The organism is Herbaspirillum sp. LeCh32-8 (genome assembly GCF_017814915.1).
Taxonomy (GTDB): Bacteria; Pseudomonadota; Gammaproteobacteria; order Burkholderiales; family Burkholderiaceae_D; genus Herbaspirillum.
Window position 1 is genome coordinate 21,481 of the sequence record NZ_JAGIPZ010000006.1, and the last position, 15,018, is coordinate 36,498.

Consider the following 15,018-nt stretch of genomic DNA (forward strand, 5'->3'; position numbering starts at 1 on the left):
AACGCCTCAGAGCGAAGAATTCTCCAGGCGGGAACAGAGGAGCGATTCCAGAGCATAAAAGCAAAAGCCCCGCACGATGACTCGTGCGGGGCTTTTGCTTTGGACGTTGCTGACTACGGCTTACAGCGGAATCTGCGGCGGCACGTCTTCCGGCTTCACGCCGGAGAACTTTTGCAGGTTGCCCAGCACGGTCGGCTTGATCTTGCCGGCGGTGCGCTCGGTCACGATCCACTTGTTGATGGTGTCGGTCCAGGTCTTGTCGTCTTCCTTGGGTACGCCGATGTTGGTGGAGGTGGCTTCCAGCGGCATCGGCACGCTCATCTTGCCCAGCGACGGGTTCTTCTTGAGGATGTTCAGCGACAGCAGCCACACCAGCACCTGCGCGTCGACGCGGCCGGTCTGCAGCGCCAGGGTGGCGTCGTCGGCCTTTTCCAGGCGCACGATGGTGGCGTTGGGGCACACGCGCGAGATCATCTGGTCATGCGACGAGCCGATGTCCACGGCGATCTTCACCTCAGGCTTGTTCAGGTCGGCCCAGGTCTTGTATTCCTTCTTCGAGACCACGGTGAAGGCGTTCAGGAACAGCGGCTCGGAGAAACCGATCACTTCGCGGCGCGCCGGGGTCGGGTTCATGCCGAAGAAGACGTCGATCTTGCGCGTCTGCAGGTCCAGCACCGAGTTGCCCCAGGTGGTTTCGGTAATTTCCAGCTTGACGTTCATGCTGGCCGCCAGGCTCTTGGCGAAGTCGATCATGAAGCCGCCCCATTCGCCGCTGGCCAGGTCCTTGTTGTAGTAAGGCGCTGCGCCGCGCACCGCGCCGATGCGCAGGGTCTTGGTGCGCTGGATGCGGGCGAAGGTGGCTTCGGTCGAGCCGGACGGAGCCGCGGCTTGGGCGAAGACGTTGGGCAAATAGGACGCGGCGGCAAGGCCTGCCACGTTGGCGATGAAACTGCGGCGATCGGTCATTCTGTTCTCCCTGTTTGGCGGATGGTGCCGGCAGCCTCGGCGCTGCCGTTGGTCTCAAAAGCATGTCCGGCGCGCAGCCGGACATTGGCGTCGATTTTAGCCCAGCCGCATGTCGGGCGCGCGGGCAAATGGGCAGGCCCGGGGATGAAATTTCTTGTTGTTGTGGCGGTATGCCCGGCGCCATCTCAGCAGACGGGAAATTGACTCTGTAAGGTGTGCGGCCTTGCCCGGCAACATGAGCGGCGCGATGAAAGCCACTGGGTCCCGGCCTGCGCCGGGACGACAAAGAGGTGGCGGACTCGACCGGCAGCTGGTCGACGCTTCCGTAGCAGCGTCGCCCCTCTGACGGCTTCATTTACCTCCCGCTCGTCGTCCCGGCGCAGGCCGGGACCCAGTGTCGTTAAACGGCCTCAAAGGCCTCAAAGCAACAAAATCACTCGCTTGATACTACATAACGACGACAAAACCACCATTTCAACGTCAATCTTCATCTTTTTATCGTCTCAGCTCGTCCCTAGAATCGTCCCCAGCACTCCAGAACGCCACGAGAAAGGGATCGCCATGCACAACATCATCCTGCTGGGCGCCGGCCATATCGGCCAGGCCATTGCTCGCCGCCTGCACGCCGCCGGCGACTACCGCCTGCTGGCGGCCGATCGCGATGCCGCGGCGCTGCCGCCGCTGCAGGCCATGGGCATCGCCACGCGTGAAGCCGACTTCAACGATCCGGCGCAACTGCGCGCGCTGCTGGCCGAAGGCGACGCCGTCATCAATGCCCTGCCGTATCACATGGCCATCCCGGTGGCCGAGGCTGCGCGCGAGGCCCGGGTGCATTACTTCGACCTGACCGAGGACGTGCAGGCCACCCGCCGTATCATGCAGCTGGCGCAGGACGCCGACACCGCCTTCATGCCACAGTGCGGACTGGCGCCGGGCTTCATCGGCATCGCCGCGCACCACCTGGCGCAGGGCTTTGACGAGATCCGCGAGATCAAGATGCGGGTCGGCGCGCTGCCGGAGTTTCCCACCAACGAGATCAAGTACAACCTGACCTGGAGCGTGGACGGCCTGGTCAACGAGTACTGCCATCCGTGCGAGGCGATCCGCGACGGCGCGCTGCAGGAGGTGCAGGCGCTGGAGGGACTGGAGCACTTCTCGCTGGACGGCGTCGAGTACGAGGCCTTCAACACCTCCGGCGGCCTGGGCACGCTGTGCGTCACGCTGGCCGGCCGTGTCGCCAACCTCGACTACAAATCGGTGCGCTATCCCGGCCACCGCGACCGCCTGCGCTTCCTGCTGGAAGAGCTGCGCCTGAAGGAACGCCCCGAGCTGCTGAAAGACATCCTGCGCAACGCCGTGCCGGCCACCATGCAGGATGTGGTGCTGGTGTTCGTCACCGTCAGCGGGCGGCGCGGCGGGCAATACCTGCAGCGCGCGTTCAGCCGCAAGGTGTTCGCCGACGCGCAAGAGAGCGCGATCCAGATCACCACTGCGGCCGGCGTGTGCGCGGCGGTCGACCTGTTCTTCGCCGGCCGCTTGCCGCAGCGCGGCTTCATCCGCCAGGAACAGGTGGCGCTGCCCGATCTGTTGGAAAACCGTTTCGGGCGCGCCTATGCCGGCCCTGAAGACGGCGGCCGGCGGCGCTACACTGTGGCCATGCCATCCACAGGAGGAGACCAAGATGAATGCGCAAGCACACCACCCGGCAGGCTCGCCGCCTGACGCCATGTCCGCCGCTGCGGCCAGTTCTGCGCCAACTTCTGCGCACGACTCGCAGCTGATCGCCCTGCTGGGCGCGCAGCGCTCGCCCCGGCAGATCGACTTCCTGCTGCGCGCGCTGCACGTGCCGTCCTGCACGCTCAGGCCGGCCGGCGCAGCCACCGTGTCGCGGCTGGAGCTGGCGCAGGCGCTCAACATGCTGCTGTTCGAAAAACTGCTGCAGGACGTGCCCTACGCCGACGCCTATGTCGCCGACGCCATGACCGCCGGTAAACGCATGCACTTCGACCACGGCGCGCTGCGCACCGTGCTGGCCAATCACACCGGCCTGCTGCCAGCCGGCGAGGCCGCCATCACGCGCATCCTGCGGCCGCTGGGCTATGTGCAGAACGGCTTGTATCCGCTGGAGCGCCTGCGCATGACCGGCCGCGCCTACGCCCATGCCGATGCGCCGGAGGACATCGCCCAGTTCTTCGTCAGCGAGCTGCATGCCGATCGCTTCTCGCCGGAGTTCCAGCACGTGGTGGACCAGGTGATCGGCACCTCGGTCGACCCGCTCGGCGCGGACGCCAAGGCATTGCTGGCGCAACTGGAGGCGCAGCGCGAACTGCCGCTGGCGGCGGCCGGGGAGTTGTTGCCGGTGCTGCTGTCGGCCTTCGACCGGCAACATGATTTGCCCACCATTGCCCAGTACGAACGGCTGCGCGAGGAGTCCGCCGAGATGGCCTGGATCGCCACCGAAGGCAATGTCTTCAACCACGCCACCGACCGCGTGCCGGACGTGGAAGCGCTGGCCGAGCGCCAGCGCGCGCTGGGCCGGCCGATGAAGGACAAGGTCGAGGTCTCGCGCAACGGCCGCGTGCGCCAGACCGCCTACCGCGCCTGCACCGTGCTGCGTCCGATGCGCGACGAGCATGGCGTGGTGATCGAAAAGACCGTACCGGGTTCGTTCTACGAATTCATTTCGCGCGACCGCTATGTCGACGAGCAGGGCGTGGAACGCCTCGACCTCAGCTTCGACAGCGGCAACGCGCAGGGCATTTTCAAGATGACCGCAAACAGCACCGGCGCCGGCGGCATGTAAGTCCGCCCTCCGGCGCTACGGCCTTGTGCGGTTGTCCATCCACATCCAAGGAGCCACGATGAGCCAAGCCATGACCAACGCCGAGCTGCTGCGCCACTGCGGCTTCACCGCTGAAGAACTCGATGCCGCCGGCGCCGACCTGGCAGTCCACTCGCCCTGTGACGGCGCGTTGCTGGCGCGCCTGCGCAGTCACACGCCGCAGCAGGCGCAAGACGCCATCGCCCGCGCCCATACAGCGTTTGCACAATGGCGCGACGTGCCGGCGCCGGTGCGCGGCGAGCTGGTGCGCCTGCTGGGCGAAGTGCTGCGCGAGCGACGCGACGACCTGGGCGCGCTGGTCACGCTGGAAGCCGGCAAGATCAACTCCGAAGGCGTGGGTGAAGTGCAGGAGATGATCGACATCTGCGACTTCGCCGTCGGCCTCTCGCGCCAGCTGCACGGTCTCACCATCGCCTCCGAGCGGCCCGGCCACCGCATGATGGAAACCTGGCACCCGCTGGGCGTGTGCGGCGTGATCACCGCGTTCAACTTCCCGGTCGCGGTGTGGGCCTGGAACGCGGCGCTGGCGCTGGTCTGCGGCAACAGCGTGGTGTGGAAGCCGTCTGAGAAAACACCGTTGACTGCAGTGGCCGTGATGCGCTTGTTCGACGAGGCCGCCCGCCGCTTCAGCCTTAAACATCCGAACGCGCTGCCGACGGGCCTGTGCGCCCTGCTGATCGGCGGCGGCGAGTTGGGCGAGGCGCTGTCCGCCTCGCCGCAGGTGCCCTTGGTCAGCGCCACCGGCAGCGTCGCCATGGGTCGCAAGGTCGCGGTGCAGGTGGCCCAACGGCTGGGCCGCAGCCTGCTGGAACTGGGCGGCAACAACGCCATGATCGTCACCCCCAGCGCCGACCTCGAACTGGCGCTGCGCGCCATCGTGTTCTCGGCAGTGGGCACCGCCGGCCAGCGCTGCACCACGCTGCGCCGGCTGTTCCTCCACCGCAGCATCGCCGCACCGTTGCTGGCGCGCCTGGAACAGGTCTACGCCAGCCTCACCATCGGCGACCCACGCCGCGACGGCGTACTGGTGGGCCCACTGATCGACGGCCGCAGTCACGAGGCGATGCAAGACGCGCTGCGCCAGGCATGCGAACAAGGCGGCGTCGTGACCGGCGGCGAGCGCGTCGCTGTCGGCGTGGGTGACGCGCAGACGCACTGCTGGTACGTCAGGCCGGCGCTGGTGCGCATGCCCGCGCAAAGCGCCGTGATGCACCACGAGACCTTTGCCCCCATCCTGTACGTGGTCGAATACGACGACTTCGCCGACGCCATCGCCATGAACAACGCGGTGCCGCAAGGACTCTCATCCGCCGTGTTCTCCAACGACGTGCGTGAAACCGAGTGGTTCATGTCCGCTCGCGGCAGCGACTGCGGCCTCGCCAACGTCAACATCGGCACCAGCGGCGCAGAAATCGGCGGCGCATTCGGCGGCGAAAAGGAAACCGGCGGCGGCCGCGAATCCGGATCGGACGCGTGGAAGAACTACATGCGACGCGCCACCAACACCGTCAACTACAGCGGCGCGTTGCCGTTGGCGCAGGGGGTGAAGTTTGAGCTTGATTGAGCGGCTGAGAGGCGCGACGAACGACGCTGGATCCCGGCCTTCGCCGGGATGACGGGTTATATGGATGGCGAGCCTCTCATTGCTGCTGATGCTGAAAATGGATGTCGCTTGGGTGATGGATGCAAACGGCTGAGGGGCGCAACGAACGACGCTGGGTCCCTGCTTTCGCAGGGACGACGGATTACATCAGTTAGCGAGCCGCCACATCGAAGCCGCAGGCGAGCAGCAAGCCAACGAGGCCAAAGGCGAGGTACAGGCCACGCGACGCCGCAGGCGAGCCCCAATCCCGATGCCGCAGGCGAGGCGGATGGTATTTCCCCTTGTGGGCCAGCCGGCGGAGCGTGGTGAAAAATGGATCAGCAAGGCAACCGGAGCGCAGCGACTTTGCCTTGCCCATTTTTCAGCGCGCTCCGCCGGGAACCCCGCAGGGGCTGGCACTTAGGGGCCGCCTTCTTTTGCTTACTTTTCTTGGCGGAGCAAGAAAAGTGAGCGGCTGCCGGGCCACCCCCGGCGCTCCCTCCCGACCGGAGAAAGAAAAACACAAAGCCGGTGCATCTGCACGCAGCAAGACCAGACTACCCAACCTGAACAACAACCGAGGAAGCACAACAAACGACGCTGGGTCCCTGCTTTCGCAGGGACGACGGATTCACTTGTTGACGAGCCTGCTTTGCAACCAATGCGACGCTTGATGCTGCTTGAGTGATGGATGCCAGCGTCGAAGACGCGCGACGAACGACACTGGATCCCGGCCTTCGCCGGGATGACGGAGGTGTTAGCCAGCGCGGCTGGCACCAAGCAATCAAACAGACAAACAGCAAACCAATAATCCTTGCAACTTCCCCCACCATTTTTACAGCCACACTCCCCAAGTAAATCCAGGTAAGAAGCCCCCACCCCACCGTAACGGAAGCTTACGCTGTGACTCCTGCATTTCGTTCCCCGCGGCAACACCGCCGCAAGAACCGCAAATGCAGCTTCATGAGCAAAGCACGAGGGGGTCTCATGCGCCAACACCACCACATCACCCGCCGCATCCGCACCGGCGGCCTGCTGGCCGCCTGCATCAGCGCCGCAACGCTGGCCGGCTGCGCCAACTTCAGCGAAGTCAAATCCGAGGAACGCGACCTGTTCATGGTCTCCGCCACCGGCGTGAGCTACACCATGTCGATCCCGGCCCTGACTGCCGCGGCCAAGGAAAAAGCCAACGACTTCTGCGACAAGCAAAAGATGAAAGCCGACCTGCGCCAGCTGGTGCGCGGCTGGCGTCCGATGCAGGTCGAGCTGTATTTCCGCTGCCAGCCGCAAGGTGTGAGCCTGCAGGCGCTGCTGGACTAGGCGGCGAACAAGCCTGAGGCTCAGGCTTGCGGGAAGTCGCGCTCGCGCGTGGCGGCGCCGTCCTCGGCGATGGCGTCGGCCAGCCTGAACTGCGTCACGCCCAGCGAGGCCACGGCGTCGGCGGCGTCGAACAGGCGCTCCTGCGGATCGCCGTCGAAGACCAGCGCCGATTGCGCCAGCACGCGGGCGTCCAGGCGCAGCAACACCTGCAGCACGCTCTCGCCGTCCTCATCGGTCACGGCAAAGACGGCCGTAGCGGCGGCGGCATCGGCCTGCGCCAGCCCCTGTTCCAGCTCCGACATCATCTGCAGCGTGCGGTACTCGGCGTTGCCGGTGCGCTTGCCGCCGTGGAACAGGTCCTGGTACATGAAGTGCAGTTCGCACTGCGCCTCGTCACCGGACTTGCCGGTCAGGCACTGCTGCATCAGCGGCGTGTAACGCTCGGTCCAGGCGCGGAAGGCGGCGCCGCGCCGGGCGAAGTAGGCGTCGGCCTGCGCCTCGTCCTTGGGGATGGCGTAGAAGGGATCGTTCAGCTCCTTCAACGCAAAGCCCAGCAGGAAACGCAATTCCAGCGCCTCGTCTTCCGCGGCGAACGCGCTCTGCGGCCAGCCGCGCATGCTGCGCTCGATGGCCGGCACGCTCATTACCTTTTTGTCGGTCAGCGAGGCGAAGGCGTCGCGATTCATGGCCTCGACGTCGCCATAGGTGAGCGCGTCGATCTCGTCCGGATGGTAGAGATGGTGCACCAGCACCACGCGCGCCTTGGCGCTCTCCAGGCCGGCCTCCTGCATGCTGCTGCGCAGGGCGTCGAAGGCCTCGCCGTCGGCCAGCGCCTGCGCCTCGCGCAGGCCGCCGGTGGTGCGTGCCAGGAAGGGGATGAGGAAGGCGTTGATCTCCATTTCCTTCTCGCCGCGGCGCAGGACCACCACGTCGGCGGCCTCTTCCACGATCTCCAGCAGCAGGGCATGCGCGCGTCGGTCGTCGTCGCGCAATTGCTCCAGCGCCTCGTGCAGGATCTCGTCCTCGCGCTGGCGCAGGAAGTTGCGCACCATGCGCTCCAGCTCGTCCTGCCCGACCCGGCGGCCGGCGGCGTCGGGCGCGCCCGTGGCCACGGCGGCCGACAGCGCCAGCAGCTGCAGGATTTCTTCCTCGCCCTCGTCCATCACTTGCGTGGCGGCGTGGGCATTGTGCTGGCGGCGACGCGAAGCGTCGGTGGCGACGTGGGTCTTGGGCTTGTCGCGCGCCGGGCCTTGCGACTTGGGGGACGGCTTGGCCGCGGATTTCGCCGCCGGCTTCTGGCCCGGCTTCTGGTTGGCGTTGGCTTGCGGTTTGCCCTGCGGGCGGTTCGGTTTGTTCATCTTTTCTCTCGCTCAGTTCAGCGGCAATTCGGTTGACGCGCTCTTGGCGGCGCGGCCCGGCAAGGTGGCCAGCAACATGCCGGCCATGGCCACGGCGAAGGCGCCGGCCTGCAGCAGCGTGAGGCTCTCGCCCAGCGCGACCACGCCGACCAGCGCCGCCGACACCGGCAGCATCACGGTGAATACGCCGGCGCGGCCGGCCGGCACTACCTTCAGGCCGGTCATCCACAGCCACACGGTCCACACGCTGGCGGCCAGCGCGTAGAACACCAGCAGCAGCCAGATGTTGGCGGGCACGGCGCCGAAGTCGAAGCGCAACGCGGTGTAAAACCCCACAGGCGTCATCAGCAGCAGGCCCCACAGGTTGATGACGGCGCTGATGCGCTTGGGCGTGAGCACGGCGGTCAGCTTCTTGCCGATCACCGCGTAGGAGCCCTCGCACAGCACCGCGCCGAACACCAGCAGGTTGCCCAGCCAGGCGTTGGCGGCGTGTGCGCCACCGGCGTCGCCGTGGGTGTTCTTTGCCAACGACAGCATGCCGATGCCGATCGCGCCGCAGGCCACCGCGCCCCATACGCGCAGGGTGATCTTTTCCTTCAGGAAGATCCAGCTCATCAGCGCCACCACGGCGGGAATGGCGGACATGATCACGCCGGCCGACACCGCGCTGGTCATCGAGACGCCGGTGATCATGCAGATTGTGAACAGGAAGTTGCCGAGGAAGGACTCCAGGAACACCAGCCAGCGCGACTGCGCTGACAAGGGTTTTTCATCTGCCGGCTTCTTCAGCCAGCGCGCCATGGCCACCGCGCCGATGCCGAAGCGCATCCACGCCAGCAGGAACACCGGCAGCGCCGCCGCCAGCGGCTTGGTCAGCGCGACGTAGGCGCCGACCATGGACATGGAAAGGATCAGGCAGCCGTAGCCCATGGCGCGGCTTGGGGTGTAGCTCATTGTTGTTGTCTTTGCTCGGGTTGGCGGCGCGCGGCGGCGCCGGTTGCTCTAGCCCTGAATTTTAACCGCAGACGTCGCCGCGACCGCCGGGCCATCCCTGCGGGCTTATGTCTTATCTGCATGAGCCGACGCCCTCAAGACGCGCCGCCGGCCTTCTTTCATGCATGCCCGGCATCAACGCCGCACGCGGGCGGGCGCATACTGGGGCCATCCCTACCTCCCGTCCGCACCACGCAAGGAACCACCATGGCCAGCACCGCACACCTCTCCCGCCGCTCCTACGGCATCATCGGCGGACTCGGCCCGCTGGCCTCGGCCGATGTCTTCTTCAAGCTGATGCAGGCCATGGCGGCCGACGGCGACCTCGAGCAGGCCGACGTCATCTTCGAGCAGCATCCTTTCCGCGGCAGCGGCCTGGCCAGCACCGCCACCACCGAGCGCAAGCTGTATGTGTTCGACATGATCCGCGACTTCGAAAAGCGCGGCGCCGGCGCGGTGGTGCTGCCCTGCTTTCTCAGCCACACTTTCCTCGACGAGCTGCGCGCCAACACCACCCTGCCCATCGTCGACATGATGGCGGCGCTGGCGGCGCACGTGCGCCAGGCGTATCCGCAAGCCACCCGCATCGGTGTGCTGAGCTCGGACTACACGCGCGCGGCCGGCCTGTTCGAACGCTACTTCCCGGCGCCGTCCTTCGACGTGCTGTATCCGCACGCCGCCGACGGCGTCAATCCGGTGGCCGAGGCGGTCTACGGCGAACACGGCATCAAGCGCGGCAACCTCACCGGTCGCCCGCTGCAGCTGCTGACCGAGGCCGCACACGACCTGGCGGCGCAAGGCGCGCAGGTGATCCTGCCCGGCCTGACCGAGGTGGCGCTGGTGGCGCATGCCCTCGGCGCGCTGCCGGCGCCGCTGGTGGACAGCAACCAGGTCTATGCGCGCAGCGTTGCCGCCGGCCGGCGCGAGGCGCGAACCAAGCCCTTCAAGGTGGGCGTAGTGGGCGGCGTGGGGCCGGCGGCGACGGTGGACTTCATGCAGAAGATTGTGCGCAACACGCCCGCTGCGCGCGACCAGGAACACATCAAGGTGCACGTAGAACAAAACCCGCAGATTCCCGACCGTACCGAGAACCTGATCGGCCACGGCCCCGACCCGACCATCGCGCTGTACGCCACCTGCCGCAAGCTCGAAGACGGCGGCGCCGACCTGATCGCGATTCCCTGCAACACCGCCCACGCCTACGTCGAGCGCATCCAGCCGAGCCTGTCGATCCCGATCGTGAATATGCTGACGGTGACGGTGCACAGCATCCGCGAGCGCTTCCCGCAGCTCACGCAAGTCGGCCTGCTGGCGACCTCCGGCACGTTGGGCAGCGGCGTCTACCAGAAGGCGCTGGAAGAGCAAGGCCTGCAGCAGCTGGCGCCTTCGCCCGCCGCGCAGGAGCATGTGATGGAGGCGATCTACGGCCGCGAGGGCGTCAAAGCGGGCTTCACCGAAGGCCGCTGCCAGGACGATATACGCATCGGACTGGACGACCTGGTGCGGCAAGGCGCCGAGCTGGTGATCCTGGGCTGCACCGAGCTGCCGTTGCTGCTGCCGTTTGCGCAAGTGATGCATGCGAGCGGCAAGACCATCACGCTGGTTGATCCGACCGATACGCTGGCGCGACGCTGCGTCGAATACGCCGGCGCGGGCATGCAAACCGCGGAGCACAACGCGGCGCGCTGAGCCGGCAACGATCGTACCGGCACCGCGCCGACGCGATCTGCGCTAAAGTCGCGCCTGTCGACATCAGCCAGGCAGTCCCTGCCCCGTCCCGATGAACCTGCGCGCCCTTCAATGCTTCGTGGTCCTCTGCGAAGAACTCAACTTCAGCCGCGCAGCCGCGCGCCTGCATATCGCACAACCGGCGCTGAGCCAGCAGATCCGTACGCTGGAAGAACGCCTGGGCGCCCAGCTGGTGGACCGCAAGTCGCGCCCGCTGCGGCTGACCGAGGCTGGACATTATTTTTCCATCGAAGCGCGTCAGATCCTCAAGGCCTACGAACAAGCCTCGGTCGGCGCGCGCGCCATCGGCTCGGGCACACACGGCTGGCTGGCCATCGGCTTCACGCGTTCGGCCATGTACAGCGTATTGCCGCCGGCGCTCAAGGCTTTCCACGCGGCCTATCCCAAGGTCGAGCTCAAGCTCTACGAAATGTTGACCGAGCCGCAGGCGGACGCCCTGCGCGACGCCAGCATCCATATCGGCATCGGTCGCCAGGCCAGGCAGGTCACAGGCTGTACCCAGGTGGACGTGCTGCACGAGCGGATGATGGTGGCGCTGGCGCCGGAGCACCCGGCCGCGGCGAAGAAGAAAGTACGCATCGCCGACCTGGCCGAGACGCCTCTGATCGCATACTCCAAGCATCCCACAGCGCAGTTTCCACGCTTTGTGCTGTCGCTTTATCTGGACGCGGGCGTCACGCCGCATGTGGAGTACGAATGCCACGAAATCCAGACCGCGCTGGCGCTGGTAGCCGCTGGCCTGGGGGTAGCGTTCGTGGGGGAATCGGTGGCGCGCCTGGGGCGCAACGACATCCGATACCTGCCGCTGTCGGGACCGGGCTCGACCCAGACCAGTACCCTGAGCGCCATGTATCGCAGCGACGACGACTCGCCGCATCTGCGTGCTTTCCTGCAATTTCTGGCGCCGGTCTGAGGCATACCGGCGCCACGCTGCACCGGCCCGTATGGCAGCACACTATAAGCAAACGCTTATAAAAGCATAAACAATCGGTCTTGGACGCCACACGTCGCCGCTTCATAGAATTAAAAACCACAAGAAGCGACCAGACCCGGCCATCGCGCCGGCGCCAAACAACGACCCGTGGAGACAACCATGACCGACACCGTCGAGCAATCGACCATGCGCAAGGTATTCAGGCGGCTGCTGCCGCTGCTTTTCGCAATGATGTTCTTCAACTATCTCGATCGCATCAACGTCGGCTTCGCCGCGCTGGAGATGAACCGCGATCTGGGATTGACGCCTGCGGTATTCGGCTTTGCCGGCAGCATCTTCTTCGTCGGCTACATGCTGCTGGAGGTGCCCAGCAACCTGATGCTGAACAAGGTCGGCGCGCGCCGCTGGCTGGCGCGCATCCTGATCACCTGGGGTGCGATGGCCACCCTCAACGCGTTCGTCTTCAACGCCACGAGCCTGTACGCAGTGCGTTTCCTGCTGGGGGTGATGGAGGCCGGCTTCCTGCCCGGCGTGGCGGTGTACCTGACCAAATGGTTCCCGGAACGCTACCGGGCGCGCGCAGTGGGCGGCTACATCATCGCCGGCTCATTCGCCGCCATCATCGGCGCGCCGGCGTCCACCGCACTGATGACCTATGCCGACGGCCTGCTGGGCCTGGCCGGCTGGCAGTGGATGTTCATCGTCGAAGGCGTGCCCACCATCCTGTTGGGCCTGTACACCTGGCGCGCCATGAGCGAGCGCCCGGCGGATGCCGACTGGCTGGACGAAAAGGAGAAACGCTGGCTGGAGCAGACGCTGGAAGCCGAACGCCGTTCGCTGGGCGATGCGCACCACGTGTCCTTCCTGAAAGTGGCCGGCGACGCCCGCGTGTGGAGCCTGGCCTGCCTGTTCGGCTGTGCGCTGGTGGGCATCTACGGCCTGTTCCTGTGGCTGCCGCAAATCGTCAAGAACTTTGGCGGATTGTCCAATATGGAAGTCGGCTTCCTCTCTGCCGTGCCGCCGCTGGCCGGCGTGCTGGGCACCTTCGTCATCAGCCGCAGCTCGGACCGCAGTGGCGATCGCAAGAAGCATCTGGCTTTCGTCTACGGCATGAGCGCCATCGCTATTGCCGGCAGCGCCTTCGCGTCCTCGCCCACGCTGGCCTATCTGCTGCTGTGCGTGACGGGCCTGTTCATCTATGCCGGCAATCCGCTGTTCTGGAGCCTGGCTGCCTCGTTTCGTACGGGCGCGGCGGGTGCGGCCACCATCGCGCTGATCAACACCATCGCCCAGTTCGGCGGTCTGGTCGGCCCCTGGAGCATCGGCCTGGTGCGCAGCTCCACCGGCAGCTTCAAGCTGGCGCTGCTGACCATCGCCGGCTTCCTGGTGATCGCTACCGTGATCGCGCTGCGCATGCGGGTGACGCCGCATGCCGACCAGCACGAGAAGGCCGGCCATGAACCGGCGCGCCGCAGCGTATGAAGTACGTCCCTGATGCGGGCCGATATCACTGCTTCGCCTTCCTTCCAACCAACCTGCCTACGACATGATCATCGACTGCCACGGCCACTACACTACCTCGCCTGCTCAACACCAGGCCTGGCGCACTGCCCAACTGGCGGCGCTGCGCGACGGCACCGGCGTGCCGCCACTGCCGCGCATCAGCGACGACCAGATCCGCGATTCGATCGAAACCGGCCAGCTGCGTATCCAGCGAGAACGCGGCACCGATCTCACCATCTTCTCACCGCGCGCGGCCAGCATGGCCCATCACGATGCCGACGCCAACGCCAACGCGATCTGGTCGGCCGCCTGCAATGACCTGGTGCATCGCGTCTGCACCTTGTTCCCGCGCAATTTCATCGGTGTGTGCCAGCTGCCGCAAGCCCCCGGCGCCGACCCCGCCGGCTGCGTGGCCGAACTGCGTCGATGCGTGCAGGAGCTGGGCTTCATCGGCTGCAATCTCAACCCCGACCCGTCCGGCGGCCACTGGAGCGGCGCGCCGATGACCGACCGCTCCTGGTACCCCTTGTACGAGGCGCTGGTGGAGCTGGACGTGCCGGCCATGATTCACGTCAGCTCGTCCTGCAACCCGAACTTCCACGCCACCGGCGCGCATTATCTCAACGGCGACACCACGGTGTTCATGCAACTGATCGAAGGCGACCTGTTCGCCGACTTCCCCACGCTGAAGTTCATCATCCCGCACGGCGGCGGCGCGGCGCCTTATCACTGGGGCCGCTACCGGGGGCTGGCGCAAGACATGCAGCGTCCGCTGCTGGAGCAACACGTGCTGCAAAACGTCTTCTTCGACACCTGCGTCTACCACCAGCCGGGCGCCGAGCTACTGGCCAAGGTGATCCCGACGAAGAACATCCTGTTCGCCTCCGAGACCATCGGCGCGGTGCGCGGCATCGACCCGCAGACCGGCTTCCACTACGACGATACGCGCCGCTACATCGACGCCATCCCTTGGCTGGACGACGCCGAGCGCGCAATGATTTTCGAAGGCAACGCACGTACGGTGTATAGCCGCCTGACTCGGCAATACGACAAGCAAACCTCGACCCTGGGAGTCCCCGCATGAACACACCCGGATGGCGGCGCAATCCTTCCTCGCCCAGCATCGATGCCGCGCTGGTGGATCAGGCGCGTAGCCTGGCGGTCTCACTGCTGAGCGACAACATGGCGCGGCTAAGCGGCGCCGTCGGCCTGCGGCCTTACCATCTCGGCGGCGCCGCCATGGCCGGCACCGCGGTCACGGTACGCACCCGCGGCGGCGACAACCTGGCGATCCATCGCGCCTTCGATTTCTGCCGCCCCGGCGATGTGCTGGTGATCGACGGCGGGGGCGAGCTCTCGCAAGCCTTGCTGGGAGATCTCATGTCAAGTTACGCGCAGCGCATCGGTATCGCCGGGCTGGTGGTGGACGGCGCCATTCGTGACGTCGCCGAGATCGGCGCGCGTGACTTTCCTGTCTATGCGCGCGGCGTCACCCATCGCGGTCCCTACAAGAACGGGCCGGGCGAGGTGAATGTCCCGGTAACGGTGGGCGGGATGGTGGTGCACCCGGGCGACCTGATGGTGGGGGATCAAGACGGCCTGCTGGCAATCGCACCGGCCGAGCTGGCGCAAGTGTTGGCTGGCGCCGCCCGACAGCGCGACAAGGAGGCCGACGCCCTGCGTGCGATCGCCGCCGGTACGCTGGACCGCAGCTGGATCGCCGCGCAGGAACAGAAGATGATGGGCGGCTGACGCCGGCCGCAAGCGCAGA

The 15,018-nt window shown here is 66.2% G+C and carries 12 protein-coding genes; 9 read left to right on the forward strand and 3 right to left on the reverse strand.

What is annotated here, in order from left to right; all coding sequences use genetic code 11:
- Nucleotides 1-120: 120 nt before the first annotated feature.
- The gene (locus J8I26_RS12355; protein WP_209607416.1) at nt 121-966 is read right to left on the reverse strand and encodes a transporter substrate-binding domain-containing protein; all 846 of its coding nucleotides are present in this window, start codon (nt 964-966) and stop codon (nt 121-123) included.
- A gap of 561 nt (nt 967-1,527) precedes the next feature.
- Between J8I26_RS12355 and J8I26_RS12360 the strand changes: the two genes are divergently transcribed.
- From J8I26_RS12360 to J8I26_RS12375, 4 genes are all read left to right on the forward strand, one after another.
- The gene (locus J8I26_RS12360; RefSeq protein ID WP_209607417.1) at nt 1,528-2,688 is read left to right on the forward strand and encodes a saccharopine dehydrogenase C-terminal domain-containing protein; all 1,161 of its coding nucleotides are present in this window, start codon (nt 1,528-1,530) and stop codon (nt 2,686-2,688) included.
- A complete protein-coding gene (locus J8I26_RS12365) occupies nt 2,648-3,769 on the forward strand; it encodes a DUF1338 domain-containing protein (protein WP_245200298.1) in 1,122 nt (373 codons plus the stop codon). Before J8I26_RS12360 ends, J8I26_RS12365 begins: the two co-directional genes overlap by 41 nt.
- 58 nt (nt 3,770-3,827) lie before the next feature.
- On the forward strand, nt 3,828-5,372 hold the full coding sequence (locus tag J8I26_RS12370; protein ID WP_209607418.1) for an aldehyde dehydrogenase family protein: 1,545 nt from the start codon (nt 3,828-3,830) through the stop codon (nt 5,370-5,372).
- Nucleotides 5,373-6,377: 1,005 nt separating this feature from the next.
- A complete protein-coding gene (locus tag J8I26_RS12375) occupies nt 6,378-6,710 on the forward strand; it encodes a hypothetical protein (protein WP_209607419.1) in 333 nt (110 codons plus the stop codon).
- Nucleotides 6,711-6,730: 20 nt separating this feature from the next.
- Here the strand turns inward: J8I26_RS12375 and J8I26_RS12380 are convergent, their stop codons facing one another.
- Nucleotides 6,731-8,068, reverse strand: coding sequence for a DUF2863 family protein (locus J8I26_RS12380; protein ID WP_209607420.1), 1,338 nt, complete (start codon nt 8,066-8,068; stop codon nt 6,731-6,733).
- Nucleotides 8,069-8,080: 12 nt separating this feature from the next.
- On the reverse strand, nt 8,081-9,022 hold the full coding sequence (locus tag J8I26_RS12385; RefSeq protein ID WP_209607421.1) for a DMT family transporter: 942 nt from the start codon (nt 9,020-9,022) through the stop codon (nt 8,081-8,083).
- 246 nt (nt 9,023-9,268) lie between these two features.
- Here J8I26_RS12385 and J8I26_RS12390 point away from each other — a divergent pair, with 246 nt between their 5' ends.
- From J8I26_RS12390 to J8I26_RS12410, 5 genes are all read left to right on the forward strand, one after another.
- The gene (locus J8I26_RS12390) at nt 9,269-10,750 is read left to right on the forward strand and encodes an amino acid racemase (protein WP_209607422.1); all 1,482 of its coding nucleotides are present in this window, start codon (nt 9,269-9,271) and stop codon (nt 10,748-10,750) included.
- A 91-nt stretch (nt 10,751-10,841) separates the two neighbouring features.
- Nucleotides 10,842-11,723 (forward strand): LysR family transcriptional regulator, encoded by an 882-nt coding sequence (locus J8I26_RS12395; protein ID WP_209607423.1) that lies wholly within the window; start codon nt 10,842-10,844, stop codon nt 11,721-11,723.
- A 180-nt stretch (nt 11,724-11,903) separates the two neighbouring features.
- Nucleotides 11,904-13,226 (forward strand): MFS transporter, encoded by a 1,323-nt coding sequence (locus tag J8I26_RS12400; protein ID WP_245200299.1) that lies wholly within the window; start codon nt 11,904-11,906, stop codon nt 13,224-13,226.
- A 64-nt stretch (nt 13,227-13,290) separates the two neighbouring features.
- On the forward strand, nt 13,291-14,331 hold the full coding sequence (locus J8I26_RS12405) for an amidohydrolase family protein (RefSeq protein ID WP_209607424.1): 1,041 nt from the start codon (nt 13,291-13,293) through the stop codon (nt 14,329-14,331).
- The gene (locus tag J8I26_RS12410; RefSeq protein ID WP_209607425.1) at nt 14,328-14,999 is read left to right on the forward strand and encodes an RraA family protein; all 672 of its coding nucleotides are present in this window, start codon (nt 14,328-14,330) and stop codon (nt 14,997-14,999) included. Before J8I26_RS12405 ends, J8I26_RS12410 begins: the two co-directional genes overlap by 4 nt.
- The last annotated feature ends 19 nt before the right edge of the window (nt 15,000-15,018 follow it).

Bases quoted from the DNA above. Each gene is read 5' to 3' on its own strand.
- J8I26_RS12355 (WP_209607416.1), bottom strand. From the start codon at position 966: ATGACCGATCGCCGCAGTTTCATCGCCAACGTGGCAGGCCTTGCCGCC.
- J8I26_RS12360 (WP_209607417.1), top strand. From the start codon at position 1,528: ATGCACAACATCATCCTGCTGGGCGCCGGCCATATCGGCCAGGCCATT.
- J8I26_RS12365 (WP_245200298.1), top strand. From the start codon at position 2,648: ATGAATGCGCAAGCACACCACCCGGCAGGCTCGCCGCCTGACGCCATG.
- J8I26_RS12370 (WP_209607418.1), top strand. From the start codon at position 3,828: ATGAGCCAAGCCATGACCAACGCCGAGCTGCTGCGCCACTGCGGCTTC.
- J8I26_RS12375 (WP_209607419.1), top strand. From the start codon at position 6,378: ATGCGCCAACACCACCACATCACCCGCCGCATCCGCACCGGCGGCCTG.
- J8I26_RS12380 (WP_209607420.1), bottom strand. From the start codon at position 8,068: ATGAACAAACCGAACCGCCCGCAGGGCAAACCGCAAGCCAACGCCAAC.
- J8I26_RS12385 (WP_209607421.1), bottom strand. From the start codon at position 9,022: ATGAGCTACACCCCAAGCCGCGCCATGGGCTACGGCTGCCTGATCCTT.
- J8I26_RS12390 (WP_209607422.1), top strand. From the start codon at position 9,269: ATGGCCAGCACCGCACACCTCTCCCGCCGCTCCTACGGCATCATCGGC.
- J8I26_RS12395 (WP_209607423.1), top strand. From the start codon at position 10,842: ATGAACCTGCGCGCCCTTCAATGCTTCGTGGTCCTCTGCGAAGAACTC.
- J8I26_RS12400 (WP_245200299.1), top strand. From the start codon at position 11,904: ATGACCGACACCGTCGAGCAATCGACCATGCGCAAGGTATTCAGGCGG.
- J8I26_RS12405 (WP_209607424.1), top strand. From the start codon at position 13,291: ATGATCATCGACTGCCACGGCCACTACACTACCTCGCCTGCTCAACAC.
- J8I26_RS12410 (WP_209607425.1), top strand. From the start codon at position 14,328: ATGAACACACCCGGATGGCGGCGCAATCCTTCCTCGCCCAGCATCGAT.